The sequence below is a fragment of the Pseudoalteromonas sp. P1-16-1b genome, from assembly GCF_001401785.1.
Taxonomy (GTDB): domain Bacteria; phylum Pseudomonadota; class Gammaproteobacteria; order Enterobacterales; family Alteromonadaceae; genus Pseudoalteromonas; species Pseudoalteromonas undina.
In genome coordinates this window covers 260,291-274,697 of record NZ_LKGQ01000003.1, presented here as the reverse complement: position 1 = coordinate 274,697, position 14,407 = coordinate 260,291, and the positions used below count along the sequence as shown (strand labels likewise).

Sequence of the window (14,407 nt, the reverse complement as noted above, 5' to 3'; positions counted from 1 at the left end):
TGGAGAGATAGGGATTTGAACCCTAGAGGGGCTATAAACCCCTGCCGGTTTTCAAGACCGGTGCATTCGACCACTCTGCCATCTCTCCGTACGGCGCGCATAATAAGATCATATGCTTAGCTTGTAAAGCCCTATTTTAATAAAACCGGCTAAATAGTTAAATATAAACCGCTTTAGTTATCAATTAGCCATTATTAGTAATATTGCTTAGGCCTACGAGCAATCCAAGAGCACACTAAACAGACCAATAAGCTGGCTGTTAAAAATGCAATACTTTGAAATATTAAATCGAAGCGATTAAGGTCATCGCTCGGGATCACAACCAATACAAATGAAGGCAGTACAGTGAACAGTAAAACATAACAACATATTTTAAAAGCTCTGCCAAAATCAAACCGTTTCGATTGTTGCATCCACCAAGTTAGCAATACCAGCACCCCTATTGCTGAAGCAGCAATAAAATGCTCAGCTTGAGTGCTCATTGCAACATAAAATGTCGCAAGCGCGCCAACTACACCCCAGATTGACCAAGCAAACCAGTTTTCTTTTTCACGTAAAAATAAATTTCCCATCATTTTCGTCTTCTTTATCGTTATTATTGGTAAGACTTTCCATACATTACCAAAAAACAACCGATTAAAAAACAAACTGAAGAAGATTTATTACGTTTAGTGCTTCCGTGCGCTTCTCGCAGCTACAATATTAACCGCAGTAGTATAACACGATTAACTTAATGAATTATGACTATATTGAATATAAAAAGTTCATACTATTTCTACAAAAAACTAAAATAATTTTCTGGTTTGTGCCTTGGTGACTTTTTGCATTCAATTGCCGGCGTCCCTAAATATAAATAACCGACTATTTCATCATCATCATTTAAGTTAAGCGCCTGTTTAACACTGGGGCTTTGTGCAAAGTAACCCGTACGCCAAATACCGCCTAACCCCTGAGCGAATGCGGCTTGTTGCATTGCCAATACGCCACAACCTGCGCTTTGTACTTGTTCAATTCTAGGAACTTTTGGGTGTGGTTGATATTTTGCAATCGCAATAATAATCATGGGTGCTCTAAGCGGTAACTCCTTAGCGCGATTAATTACTTTTTCAGCCTGCTGCTCTGCTATAGCGCTTTGATAATAAATTTCACCTAACTTATGACGCGCATCACCTTGAACAATAATATATTGCCACGGTGCAATACAGCCATGATCGGGCACTCTCAACCCAGCCTGCTGAATAATGTTTAACTGCTCTTCATTAGGCCCTGGCGCTGTCAATTTTGCATCAGATTGGCGAGTGAGTAAAAGCTCAATAGCATCCATAGTGTGCTCTCAAAATTCAAAACGTAAGAGTAACATTTATAAGTAAAAAATAAACACTGCAGGCTTAAAACTACTAAGCAGATAAAATTAATGAAGCGAGTGTTTATATCCTAGTAACTATTGATGTAGGCACCGCGTTTAAACCAATAATCTAGGCTTACAAAACGCCCACCTCCGGTAAAGAATAAGCTAAGTAACATGGCAAAATAAATAGCAGAAAATTCGATGCCGTTATTTAGTATTGATGGTTTACCTTTTTCGTATAGGTAATCTGCAAAGCCATATTCTTCAACTAAGCTGCGAATTTTACCTATGCGGACTTGTACTTCTTTTGAATTTTCAAGGCTTTCTTTGGCACCAGGAACTGATAGCCAATCAAGTACTTGGGCGGCACTTGTTTGTGGATTTGTTGGCGCTATAGCAAACCAGCCGTTATGCCAGTGTACTATTGTTGCTGCTACCACCATTGTAAACATAAGTGGAATACTCACTAAGCGCGTAAATAAACCAATAAGTAAAAACCAACCTCCTAAAAACTCACTCCAACCGGCTAAAAAAGCCAGCAAATCAGGAAACGGTAATCCTAATCCCCAGTCACTATTGCCAAACCACTGAACGACATCATCAGAGGCTAAAAACTGGTTAAAAAAACCATTAGTATCGCCACTTATTGCGAGTTTGTTATAGCCTGCAATAATCATTACAGGCGCTAGAATCAAGCGAAAAAGCAAAGCAGGCAAACCATCCAATAAAGATAATTTACCTATAATATTGTCATAAAGCGTAATTAATTTAATCATGCGCACTCTTGTATGTTCATTGTTTATTAAGTTATAGACTATAAACAAACATGACCGCGCACAGAGCTAAATTATTTCGCCCTTAAAGATTAAATTTGCCTTGCTACTTGTAACGCTTCAAATATTGCGCGTTTAGCATCAATAGCAGCAGCGAGTTTAGCGCCACCAATAACATGTACTTTGGCGTCCTCTGCTTGTGCCTTAAATAACTCGTCGTTAGACACTTGACCAATACAGGCAATAACCGTATCGACTGGCAGTACTTGAGTTTCACCAGCAACACTAATGGTTAGGCCGTTTTTATCAAAACTATGGTATTGGCAATCTGCAATTTGTTTAACACCATGTTGTTTGGCAACTTGACGATGGATCCAACCAGTAGTTTTACCTAAGTCACCACCAAAGCGCCCTGCACTGCGTTTTAGCATATAGAGTTGACGTTCATCTTTATGCGGCTGAGGTTCACATTCTATGCCCCATTGGGTTTTAAAGTCGCTGATGCTTTGTGATTTGTGTTCACTTAAAAATGCCACCATATCAAAACCAATACCGCCTGCGCCTAATATAGCAATAGAATTACCCAGCTCTACTTCACCGCGTATAACTTCATCGTAAGCAAATACACGCTTATCATCGCTGCATTTAATCGTAGCTTCACGTGGTCTTACACCAGTTGCAAATACCACATCATCAAACTCAGCTAGCATACTGTCACTAAATGCTTTACCTAATTCAATGGTTACATTTAGACGCTTAAGTTCATTACTAAAATAAGCTAATGTATGATTGAAGTCTTCTTTACCAGGTATTTGCATCGCTAAATTGAATTGCCCACCCATATGTTGCTTTTGGTCAATCAGGGTTACATTGTGCCCTTTTTGCGCTAAGTAACAGCTAGACGATAAACCTGCAGGCCCTGCGCCAACCACTAATACATTTTTAGCTTTCTCTGCTTTTTCTAACGGGTAATCAAGCTCAAAACCTGCTTGTGGATTTACTAAACAGGTAGCGCGCTTACCTTTAAATACATGATCTAAACAACCCTGATTACAACCAATACAAATATTAATATGCTCAGATTGCTTAGCCGCGTATTTATTAAAAAATTCAGGATCAGCTAATAATGGACGCGCCATAGAAATTAAATCAGCTTCGCCAGCATTTAAAATATCATTAGCAATCTCTGGGGTATTAATGCGGTTTACCGCAATAACAGGCACGCTAATAACATCTTTTAAACGCTTTGACGCTTCTTTAAATGCACCCGGTGGCACCATACTCGCAATTGTAGGTACGCGCGCTTCATGCCAACCAATTCCGGTATTAAAAATATCAACACCCGCTTTTTCAAGTGCAACCGCTTGTTGAGTTACTTCATCAGGGGTTGAACCATTAGGAATTAAATCTATAACGGAGAGTCTAAAAATAATTAAAAATTTATCCGATACTTTTGCTCTTACTGCTTTTACAATTTCAACGGCTAAACGCATTCTGTTTTCAAGGCTGCCGCCAAATTCGTCGTTTCGTTTATTAGTATGCGGTGCCATAAACTCATTAATCAAATAACCTTCTGAGCCCATTACTTCCACGCCATCGTAACCAGCCTTTTCAGCCAAATAAGCCGAGTGAGCAAAATCTTTAATCGTTTTCTTAATTGAACTTAAAGACATTTCCTTTGGTTTATATGGATTAATCGGAGCTTTTATAGCACTTGGTGCCTGATTAAAAGGGTGATACGCATAACGCCCAGCATGTAATAATTGCAAACATATTTTACCACCATGTTGATGAACAGCTTGCGTATATGCACGATGCTTAAATACATCGTAATAACTATTAAATGATGAAGAAATAGGCGTTAACTTACCGCGTAAGTTAGGGCTGTAGCCTCCGGTAATAAGCATCGCAGTGCCACCTTTGGCACGTGCTTCATAAAAGGCACGAAGGCGTTTGCGATTGTGCCAACCTTCTTCAAGGCCGGTATGCATTGATCCCATTACTAAACGGTTGCGTAGTTGTGTGTGTTTTAGTTCTAGTTTTTGTTCTAACATCCTGTGCCCCAATAACTGGTCTAACCTGTGTGTTTGTTCAATTCTGCTTTAATGACGCAGAATAAGCAATATACGAGCAGCTTAAACTTAAACTTTTTAATTTAAAACACCCTAAATAATCTTGTTTTATGTATAACTGTTAATTGTAAAATACGGCTAAAAGTGACATAAACATTCGTATAATCATAAGTGTAATTGAATTTATAAATGTTTCGTTACGATTTAGCAGTTAAATTAATTTATATTCTAAGCTACTATGGCAATAACGTTTTAGCTGTACGAATTTAAGGAGCTATTTTGATAGCGAAGGTATTTAAAGGTATATGGACAGGGATTAACTTCTCGCGTCGTTTAGTACTAAATTTATTATTTTTATTTTTGGTTATCATTTTCATTGTCTCAGTATCAAGTGACGGCGATAAAATCATTGTCGAAGAGGGTTCTGTCCTCAGGCTCAACCTAAACGGTCCTATTGTGGAAGAAAAAACCTACGTAGACCCTATAGAAGCGGCCATTAATGATGCAACAGCAAGCGCTGATACGCCTACTGAAATACTGCTTGATGATGTCATTGAAGTAATCAATGAGGCGTCACAAGACTCTCGTATCAGCGCAATTTTGCTTGATTTACAAGAAATGCCAAAAGCGCACTTAAATAAGCTTAAGCAAATTACAAAAGCACTTGATACATTTAAAGCAACTGGAAAAAAAGTAATTGCCTCAGGCTATTACTATACCCAAGCGCAATATTACATTGCCGCGCATGCAGACGAAATTGCGATGCACCCTTATGGTAGTGTGCTTATTGAAGGCTACGGTATGTACCCGCTTTACTTCAAAGATGCATTAGAAAAATTAGAAGTCACTCAGCATATATTTCGTGTAGGTACCTTCAAATCTGCCGTTGAACCGTTTATCAGAAACGATATGTCAGAAGCAGCTAAAGAAGCAAACCGCGTATGGTTAGGTGCTTTATGGAACGAATATAAGCAAGATGTAAGTGCGGTGCGTCCATTTGACGAATCAAATTTTGATGAAACAATGGATACTTATTTAGCCAAAATGCAGGCTGCCAATGGTGATGCGGGTAAATACGCGCTGGATAATAAATGGGTTGATTCTCTCAAAACTAATCAACAAATTCGTCAACAATTAATTGATCTAGTTGGCGCTGAGGAAGATGGTAAAACATTTAAACAAGTGTCTTTTGGTGAATACTTAAGCTTAGTTAAGCCGCCAATTGAGTTTGATAACCCAATGACAGAAAAAGTCGCTGTTGTTGTAGCTAAAGGTACCATCGTAGACGGTGAGCGTCGTGCCGGTGAGATTGGCGGTGATTCAACAGCTGCACTATTACGCAAGGCACGCCTTGACGATAAAGTAAAAGCAGTCGTGTTACGTATTGATTCTGGCGGTGGCAGCATGTTTGCCTCTGAAGTTATTCGTGCTGAAGTATTGGCACTTAAGGTCGCAGGCAAACCAGTCATTGCTTCAATGAGCTCAGTAGCTGCATCAGGTGGTTATTGGATTGCATCAGCGGCAAATGAAATTTGGGCAGCACCTAGTACGATTACCGGCTCAATCGGTGTATTTGGTACCTTTATGACCTTTGAAGATACCTTAGCTAAAATCGGTGTTTACTCTGATGGTGTAGCGACTACAGAAATGGCCGGTTTTTCAATCACTCGTCCACTAAATGAAAAAATGGCACAAGTGATTCAAATGAGTGTTGAAGAAGCTTATGAACGTTTTTTAAATGTGGTTGCCGATGCGCGTAATATGACCCCTGAGCAAGTTGATAAAATTGCCCAAGGCCGCGTTTGGATTGCATCGCAAGCTCAAGAGCTTGGTTTAGTTGACAAGCTGGGTAACAAGCAAGACGCTATCAAAGCGGCTGCCGAACTTGCTAAACTTAACTTCTATGAAGTTAAAACAATTAAACAATCACTTAGCCCGCAAGAACAAATGCTCCAAGATATTTTTGGTAGCGCCGCGGTTAAATCAGTGCTTGGACTTGAAACACAAAAATCAGCGGTATTAGCTAGTCAAGCTAATCTGCAAAGCGTGATTAAGCAATTAAGCAGCGAAGTAGAAAACCTGAAAGATTATAACGATCCACAAGGTGTTTACGCGCGCTGTTTAGAATGTACAGTTGCACAATAATGCCCTAACAGGCTGTATTGATTAGCACTTAGCGTTATACTAAGCCCAGTTTTTTTACTGGGCTTTTTTTATGAAACGTAAACGCATTTACATCGCTTATACTGGCGGTACTATAGGAATGAAAAAATCAATCCGCGGCTATATTCCTGCCGAAGGTTTTTTAACCGAAACTGTGGTTAATAACGCAGAATTTAATCGTGAAGAAATGCCATTATTCGATATTCATGAATACTGCCCACTGATTGACTCTTCAGATATGTCTCCTGCTCACTGGCAACTTATTGCTGATGACATAAAAAGTAAGTACCAAGATTACGACGGCTTTGTAGTGCTGCATGGTACAGATACCATGGCCTATACGGCATCGGCTTTATCGTTTATGTTTGAAAACTTAACAAAGCCTATTATCGTTACCGGCTCACAAATTCCGCTCTCTCAATTGCGTTCTGATGGTCAAGTTAACCTACTTAATGCCATGTATTTAGCAGCTAACTACCCGATAGCGGAAGTCAGTTTGTTTTTTAATAATCAATTATTTAGAGGCAACCGAGCAACCAAAGCGCATGCCGATGGGTTTGATGCATTCGCCTCCCCTAACCTAGAGCCATTAGCGCTGTCTGGCATTAATATTCAACTGATCAAAGGTCAGTTAAGTCCGTATGTAGAAAATGAATTACAAGTTGCGCAGATCACTCCTCAAGCCATTGGTGTATTGTATTTATACCCTGGGATCAGCAAAGAAGTGGTTAAAAGCTTAGTTAATGGCAACATTAAAGCATTGGTACTGCTGAGCTTTGGTGTGGGTAATGCACCGCAAGACCCTGAGTTTTTGGATATACTTGATGAAGCGAGTAAGCGCGGCGTTATTATCACAAACCTCACTCAATGCCTAAAAGGGCAAGTGAATATGGGCGGGTATGCCACAGGAAATGCGCTACTCAATATAGGCGTGATCAGTGGTTTTGATATGACCTTAGAAGCCTGTTTAACTAAACTGCATTATCTTTTTAGTCAAAACTTAGAGGTCGAAACGATTCGCCATTTAATGCAAGATAATTTGCGGGGTGAGTTAACTCGTTAGGTGTTCAGCTAAACGAATAACAAAAAAGGACGCTATTTAGCGTCCTTTTTATTTACTTAGATTTTATTAACGAACTTTTGCGTCAATATCAACTAAGTCAGTTAAATGACACGTTTCCCCACTGTGGGTCTTAATGCCATGCTCACCAAAGTAATCACGCTGGGCTTGTACTAAATGCCCATTACTTGGTGTTGTTAACGTTGCTAAGTAGGTTTGTGTTGCACTTAGCACAGGGAATGCCAGACCCGTCATGACCGCTTGGCCCGTTACTTTACGCATTGCGAGTGACTCTTTTTCAAGAGTATCAATAAACTCAACACCTTGCGCAACACTATCTAAGTAATCTGCACGAATAATACACCCTGCACGCCAGGTTTGTAGTGTTTTAGCTAAATCAACTTTCCACTGATGGGTACGTGAAGCACCTTTAATTAGTGCAAGTCCTTGACGATACGCTAGTAAACTTGCAAGAGTAAATGCATCTTTCAATTCATCTAAATCAACATCAACTTGAGTGGTATCTTGCGCGCTATACGTCATCTCTTGTGCAGCAGTGGTATTGCATGCATTAGTTAAATGGCGAGCTTGAACAGCGGCTACTAATGACGGTACCGCAATACCCAATTCAAGTGCATTTTGAGCTGTCCATAAACCAGTACCTTTTGCGCCTACTTTGTTATCAATTAAGTCAACAAGGGGCACATTTTGCGAATTTTCAAGTGACAAAATATGGCTAGAAATTGACAATAAATAGCTATTTAACTGGCCTTGTGACCATTCATTAAATATCTCAGCAATTTCTTTTGGCGAGCGCTTAGTTCCATGACGAAGTAACTGATACACTTCAGCAATAAGTTGCATCAGTGCGTATTCAATTCCATTGTGAACCATTTTTACAAAATGACCGCTGGCTGATTGACCAACGCGAGCAAAACACGACTCGCCTTTGTAGCTTGCAGCAACTTTTGTAAACCATGGCTCGACACGCTCCCAGCCACCTTCAGAACCACTTGCCATCATAGCCGGACCATGACGTGCACCCTCAGCACCACCTGAAATACCCATGGTGGCAAACTCAAACTTGTCTTGGTATTTTAGCTTGCGATTAATTCCGTCTTTGTAATTACTGTTACCGCAGTCAACAATAATATCACTACATTGAACACCCGCTTCAATCAGCTCATTGCAAACCGCATCAACCAACTCACCCGCAGGTACAAGTAATAAAATAGAACGCGGTGTTTCTAAACGCCTAACCATATCCCCTAGATCAGAGACAATGTGAAGTTTGTCAGCCATGCCTTGTGACTTAGCACAGCTTAATAACTCTTCACCCGCATTTGGGTTTTTGTCATAAGCGACCAGCGTTATCCCTTTTTCAATCAAGTTCAGGGCAAGATTTTTCCCCATAACGCCTAACCCTACTAATGCAACTTGCATTTAGTGCCCTCCTCGGTAACAACTATTTGGTTAGTAAATTAAAATAATACCGCGTGCATTATACTCAGGCCTTAACCATGAGCAAAGCTACATGCATTTATTACAGTTAAAATAAACACTGCAATTATATCAAACAACCGCCCTCACAGGGGAAGAAATAGCGCTGCTATTTAAATTTTTAGATCATTGACGCCCTGTGACACCGGTGTCATAATGATGACATATTCATTTTGTATATAATAGTCGCAATGTTATAAAAATTGCATAAAACTAAAAATTACTATTTAACCTGAAATCTTCTTTGAAGATTTATTAAGTAGTCACTAAAAAAAATAACCGTCAACTTGCTTAAAATAAGCGCACAGGAGAATTTAATGTTAAGACGTACAAAAATAGTCGCGACACTTGGACCTGCAACAGACAGAGATAATAACTTAGAAAAAATTATTCGCGCAGGCGCTAATGTCGTTCGATTAAACTTCTCACACGGTGTTGCACAAGATCACAAAGACCGTGCACAAGCTGTTAGAGATATAGCCGCTAAACTGGGTAAGCACGTTGCAATTCTTGCTGACCTACAAGGTCCTAAAATCCGTGTTTCAACCTTTAAAGAAGGTAAAGTAACTTTAGCGGTCGGTGCAAAATTCATCCTTGATGCAAAAATGGAAAAAGGTGAAGGCGATATTAACGCCGTTGGTATCGATTATAAAGAGCTACCACAAGATGTAGCTCCTGGTGATTTACTCCTTTTAAACGATGGCTTAATTCAGCTTACTGTAGAACATGTTGAAGGTCATTTAGTGCACACTGTGGTTACTGTGGGTGGGGTGCTCTCGAACAATAAAGGGATTAATCGTTTGGGTGGTGGTTTAACTGCACCCGCGTTTACCGACAAAGACAAAGAAGACTTAATCACTGCGGCTGAAATTAATGTTGATTATATTGCCGTTTCATTCCCGCGTAGTGGCGATGATATGCGTTATGTACGTTCACTTGCAGAAGCTGCAGGCTCTAATGCTCAGCTTTTGGCTAAAATTGAACGTGCTGAAGCAGTAGAAACGCAAGAAGCAGTAGATGATATTATTTTAGCGTCTGACGCTGTGATGGTTGCTCGTGGTGATTTAGGTGTTGAGATTGGTGACGCAGCTTTAATGGGCAAACAAAAACTCATTATTCGTCGCGCACGCTCACTTAATCGTACTGTTGTAACAGCCACGCAAATGATGGAATCGATGATCGATAACCCAATGCCAACTCGTGCAGAGGTTATGGATGTTGCCAACGCAGTACTTGATGGCACCGATGCGGTCATGCTTTCAGCGGAAACAGCTGCTGGTGATTACCCAGAAGAAACGGTTGCCACAATGGCACGTGTTTGTTTAGGTGCTGAGTCGCAAAAAGAAACCCATGTTTCTAAGCATCGTTTAGATAGCCGCTTCTCTTCTAATGCAGAGTCAATTGCACTCTCTGCAATGTATGCAGCTAATCACTTAGACTCTGTGAAAGCGATTATCACCCTAACAGAATCAGGTAGTACAGCAAAACTTATGTCGCGTATTAGCTCTGGTTTACCCATTTACTCACTTTCACGTCATCCGAGCACATTAGGGCAAACAGCACTATATCGTGGTGTTTACCCGGTGTTTTTTGACTCTACCAAATGTGAAAAAGATAATATGGTTAAAGATGCATTAAACACGTTAGTGGCTGCAGGTTCACTGCAAGTAGGCGACACCGTGATTATCACTCATGGTGATGCAATGGAAACAATTGGTGCAACCAATACAATGAAGATAGTGACAGTGTCGTAAAAGTCACAATAAAAAACGCGAGCTAATTGCTCGCGTTTTTTTATGCTATTTATTAAAGTTAGCTAGCTAATGCTGCTTTTACTTTATCACGGTAACTTCTACTTACTTTAAGCTCTTGTCCGTTATCTAACACTAATAAATATTCACCACTAACCTGAGTTACCAGCTTGCTAATTTGTTTGGTGTTAACAATCGCGCTTCGATGCACACGAACAAATAGATTTGGGTCTAATTCTTGTTCAAGCTCTTTCATGGTTTTACGTAATATATGCGTTTGCCCGTCTTGGCAATGCAAACACATATAATCACCTGCGGCATCTACCCACTGTATCGTGGCAACGGGCACTCTAACAATTTCGCCCTGCTCTTTTACTGCTAGTGACTCAGGGTAGCGCCGATCAGTTAAGGTATCACCTGTGGCTAATTTCTTTAAAATTTCTTCGCAGTTATTACCCGTTATCCCAGCTACAAAACTGGCTAATTTTTTCTTATGGGCGTTATCCTGCTGAGTTTTTAAATAGGTATGCACTTTTTCTACCGCCTGTTTTAATCTGTTATCATCAACGGGTTTTAAAATGTAATCTAAAGCATGAATTTCAAATGCTTTAACAGCAAAGTGGTCAAACGCAGTCACAAATACAATGGCAGGCAAGTCTTTACTACTTTCACTCAATGCACGCGCTACCTCAAAGCCATTCATGCCTGGCATTTGAATATCTAAAAATACGAGGTCAATTTTTTCGTTTTTGCAACTTTCGATCGCATCAAATCCTGAGCTACATAGTTTGATCACTTCAATATCAGAAAACTCTTCAAGCCTAACGGCTAAGCCTTTACGTGCTAATGGTTCATCATCAACAATCAGCGTTTTTATTCTTGTCATTTCTTCACAGCCTTCTCAAACGGAACTCGCAGATTAACTTTCAATCCACTTGGCGTATTATGTGATAATACAAACGAGTAATTATTTTCGTAGAGCGTTTTTAATCTGTCTTGGGTGTTTGCTACACCCACGCCTTGTGCATTAACTAACTGGCCATTTACAATTTCAGTGCCAGGGCCATTATCGCCCACTTCAAGCAATAATTCATTAGCAAATACTTGTGCTTTTATATCAATAACGCCACCTTCTGCCATGTGAGCAATGGCGTACTTAATGGCATTTTCAATGATCGGTTGTAATATTAAGCTAGGTACCAATGCTTGTTGAGCTTGCTCACTCACATCAACATTAACCTGTAACCGTTCATCAAAGCGCACACGTTCAATCTCTAAATACAGCATTAATGCATGTAACTCTTGCTCTAGTGGCACTTTTTTAATTGGATCAGTATTGAGTGTATAACGCAAAAAGTCACTCAGCTTAGATACCATTAAATTAGCATCTTTGTTTTCTTTTACCAAAATTAAAGTGGAAATAGCATTGAGGGTGTTAAATAAAAAGTGAGGGTTTAACTGATATCTGAGCATTTTTAACTGCGCTTCGTGCGCCATTGTAGTTGCTTTTAACGCTTTTTGGCGTTCACTTTGCAATAACTGGTAATACTTAACCCCAAAGTACAAGCCACTCCAACACAAAATAATATAAACAGAGTCTAGCCCTTGTTGTAAATAATAGAACCATTCTTCAGGGCGATAGCCGTGTCGATAAATTTCCCACAAGTTAAACTTTTGTACCACCGCCCAGAGCGTACCAGTTACATACGAAGCACCAAATACAACAATGATTAAGACCCAAGGCGAGGCATTCCAAATTTTGCGATATATATAACGCAAAGGGACAGTCATTAAACAGCCCGCATAGGCATTAAGTAAAATAACGAATACGTAAATATCACGCATTTCGAATACTTTAGATCCAATGTAATTAACTAACGCATACCCTATCCAGCCAGCGATTTGCAAAAGCCAGAAAAAGCGTTGTCTGTTATCAATTAAAGACTGCCAATTCAAAATTAATTATTACCTTATAAATTTGTTATTATTATATCGATTTATCAACGTGTATAGCACTACCAACTGTCTTACTTTTTAATAGCCCTATCGCAAACGATAACGTTGTCTGATGCTTTTGCGGTTAAGCGATTCATTGAGCTATATGCATAAAAAAAGCGAAAGGTATGTACCTTTCGCTTCTCAATGTTTACTTTTTATTTATTAAGCAAGTTTGTCTGAAGCAACTTTATAAGTTGGATCTTCAATTACGTTTACTTCCACTAAGTCACGCGCTTTATGAAGTAGTTCAGTACAGTCCTGACTTAAGTGACGTAAATGCAACTTTTTACCCGCTTTATTGTACTTATCAGCTAGGCTATCAATTGCTTCTATTGCACTGTGATCCGCAACACGGCTGTATTTAAACTCAACAATAACGTCTTTAGGGTCGTTCTTTACATCAAATAAATCGGCAAAGTTTTTAACTGAGCCAAAGAATAAGGGCCCGTGTAACTCGTAAACTTTTGAACCTTCTTTATCAATATAGTTCGTTGTGTAGATATGTTTAGCATGCTGCCAAGCAAACACTAATGCAGACACAATAACACCCACACACACAGCAATGGCTAAGTCAGTGATAACCGTCACACCCGATACTAAAACAATTACAAATGCGTCAGATAAAGGCACGCGTTTCATCATTTTAAAACTTGCCCATTCAAATGTTCCAAGTACTACCATAAACATAACACCAACTAATGCCGCTAGTGGGATCATTTCAATTAAACTTGAGGCAAAGATAATAAACGCAAGTAACATCAGCGCAGCACTAATACCAGATAAACGCGAACGACCACCTGAATTAATGTTAATCATAGATTGGCCAATCATGGCACAGCCACCCATTGCACCAAAGAAACCACATGTAACGTTTGCCGCACCTTGGCCAATACATTCTTTGTTAGAATGGCCACGTGTTTCTGTAATTTCGTCAATCAAGCTTAGCGTTAACAGCGATTCAATTAAGCCAATTGCTGCAAGAATAAGCGCATATGGGAAGATAATTTGTAGTGTTTCTAAATTAAAAGGCACCATAGGAATATGAAACTGCGGTAAACCACCGGCAATCGTTGCAGCTTCATTACCTGTCATACCTTTTAAGAAATCAAGTACTGTACGCGCTTCTAAGTCAAGGCCAATAACTAAGCCAGTTACCGTCACAATGGCAACCAGTGACGAAGGGACTGCGGTCGTTAATTTTGGCAAAAAGTGAATAATAGCCATAGTTAGCGCCACTAAACCGAGCATAATGTACATTGCACTGCCCGTCATCCATTCTTGACCGCCAGCACCATCAGGTACTTTAAACTGCCCGAGCTGTGCTAAAAATATAACTATCGCTAAGCCATTTACAAAACCGAGCATCACCGGATGTGGAACCATACGTATAAACTTACCGAGCTTAAATACCCCAGCCAATATTTGTAATAGCCCCATCAGCAACACAGTGGCAAATAGATATTCCACTCCGTGATCCAGTACTAAACTTACCATTACAACCGCAAGCGCACCGGTTGCACCCGAAATCATACCTGGACGACCACCAAAAATAGCCGTAATTAAGCCAACAATAAATGCGGCATATAAACCAACAAGGGGTTCTACATTTGCAACAAAGGCAAATGCAACAGCTTCTGGGATCAAGGCAAGTGCCACGGTCAATCCAGAGAGAATATCGTTTTTAGCAGAGCTTGGCGCCCTACTGAGTAAGTTAAACATTGAGTTCCTCAGTTTTATTTAGC

Annotated in this window: 11 protein-coding genes and 1 tRNA gene; 3 read left to right on the top strand and 9 right to left on the bottom strand. The window is 39.9% G+C overall.

Features of this window, described 5'->3' with window-relative positions:
• The 5 genes from AN392_RS04095 to AN392_RS04075 form a co-directional block, all read right to left on the bottom strand.
• Positions 1-88 (bottom strand) — tRNA-Ser (locus AN392_RS04095).
• A 106-nt stretch (positions 89-194) separates the two neighbouring features.
• Positions 195-572, bottom strand: a complete 378-nt coding sequence (locus AN392_RS04090) for a hypothetical protein (protein WP_041709037.1) — start codon at positions 570-572, stop codon at positions 195-197.
• Between the two features lie 203 nt (positions 573-775).
• On the bottom strand, positions 776-1,324 hold the full coding sequence (locus AN392_RS04085) for an NAD(P)H nitroreductase (protein WP_054200867.1): 549 nt from the start codon (positions 1,322-1,324) through the stop codon (positions 776-778).
• A gap of 110 nt (positions 1,325-1,434) precedes the next feature.
• Entirely contained in the window at positions 1,435-2,124 is a 690-nt protein-coding gene (locus AN392_RS04080) for a DoxX family protein (protein WP_055011911.1), read from the bottom strand.
• A gap of 89 nt (positions 2,125-2,213) precedes the next feature.
• A complete protein-coding gene (locus AN392_RS04075; RefSeq protein WP_055011910.1) occupies positions 2,214-4,175 on the bottom strand; it encodes an FAD-dependent oxidoreductase in 1,962 nt (653 codons plus the stop codon).
• A gap of 297 nt (positions 4,176-4,472) precedes the next feature.
• On the opposite strand from AN392_RS04075, the gene sppA reads away from it, so the two are divergent.
• Both sppA and ansA read left to right on the top strand, forming a co-directional pair.
• Complete coding sequence (sppA, locus tag AN392_RS04070; protein WP_055011909.1) at positions 4,473-6,338, top strand: signal peptide peptidase SppA; 1,866 nt, start codon at positions 4,473-4,475, stop codon at positions 6,336-6,338.
• A 70-nt stretch (positions 6,339-6,408) separates the two neighbouring features.
• On the top strand, positions 6,409-7,419 hold the full coding sequence (gene ansA, locus AN392_RS04065; protein ID WP_054200863.1) for an asparaginase: 1,011 nt from the start codon (positions 6,409-6,411) through the stop codon (positions 7,417-7,419).
• 66 nt (positions 7,420-7,485) lie between these two features.
• Here the strand turns inward: ansA and gndA are convergent, their stop codons facing one another.
• Entirely contained in the window at positions 7,486-8,859 is a 1,374-nt protein-coding gene (gene gndA / locus AN392_RS04060) for an NADP-dependent phosphogluconate dehydrogenase (protein WP_055011908.1), read from the bottom strand.
• A 374-nt stretch (positions 8,860-9,233) separates the two neighbouring features.
• On the opposite strand from gndA, the gene pyk reads away from it, so the two are divergent.
• Positions 9,234-10,670 (top strand): pyruvate kinase, encoded by a 1,437-nt coding sequence (pyk, locus tag AN392_RS04055; protein ID WP_054200861.1) that lies wholly within the window; start codon positions 9,234-9,236, stop codon positions 10,668-10,670.
• A 58-nt stretch (positions 10,671-10,728) separates the two neighbouring features.
• Here the strand turns inward: pyk and AN392_RS04050 are convergent, their stop codons facing one another.
• From AN392_RS04050 to AN392_RS04040, 3 genes are all read right to left on the bottom strand, one after another.
• Positions 10,729-11,553, bottom strand: a complete 825-nt coding sequence (locus AN392_RS04050) for a LytTR family DNA-binding domain-containing protein (RefSeq protein WP_010389898.1) — start codon at positions 11,551-11,553, stop codon at positions 10,729-10,731.
• Positions 11,550-12,623: a sensor histidine kinase gene (locus AN392_RS04045; RefSeq protein ID WP_010389897.1), complete on the bottom strand. Its 1,074-nt coding sequence runs from the start codon at positions 12,621-12,623 to the stop codon at positions 11,550-11,552. Before AN392_RS04045 ends, AN392_RS04050 begins: the two co-directional genes overlap by 4 nt.
• A 204-nt stretch (positions 12,624-12,827) precedes the next feature.
• On the bottom strand, positions 12,828-14,384 hold the full coding sequence (locus tag AN392_RS04040; RefSeq protein WP_055011907.1) for a SulP family inorganic anion transporter: 1,557 nt from the start codon (positions 14,382-14,384) through the stop codon (positions 12,828-12,830).
• Positions 14,385-14,407: the final 23 nt, after the last annotated feature.

Coding starts and splice junctions, on each gene's coding strand:
- pyk (WP_054200861.1), top strand. CDS start 9,234: ATGTTAAGACGTACAAAAATAGTCGCGACACTTGGACCTGCAACAGAC.
- AN392_RS04090 (WP_041709037.1), bottom strand. CDS start 572: ATGGGAAATTTATTTTTACGTGAAAAAGAAAACTGGTTTGCTTGGTCA.
- AN392_RS04040 (WP_055011907.1), bottom strand. CDS start 14,384: ATGTTTAACTTACTCAGTAGGGCGCCAAGCTCTGCTAAAAACGATATT.
- AN392_RS04050 (WP_010389898.1), bottom strand. CDS start 11,553: ATGACAAGAATAAAAACGCTGATTGTTGATGATGAACCATTAGCACGT.
- AN392_RS04075 (WP_055011910.1), bottom strand. CDS start 4,175: ATGTTAGAACAAAAACTAGAACTAAAACACACACAACTACGCAACCGT.
- AN392_RS04085 (WP_054200867.1), bottom strand. CDS start 1,324: ATGGATGCTATTGAGCTTTTACTCACTCGCCAATCTGATGCAAAATTG.
- gndA (WP_055011908.1), bottom strand. CDS start 8,859: ATGCAAGTTGCATTAGTAGGGTTAGGCGTTATGGGGAAAAATCTTGCC.
- AN392_RS04080 (WP_055011911.1), bottom strand. CDS start 2,124: ATGATTAAATTAATTACGCTTTATGACAATATTATAGGTAAATTATCT.
- ansA (WP_054200863.1), top strand. CDS start 6,409: ATGAAACGTAAACGCATTTACATCGCTTATACTGGCGGTACTATAGGA.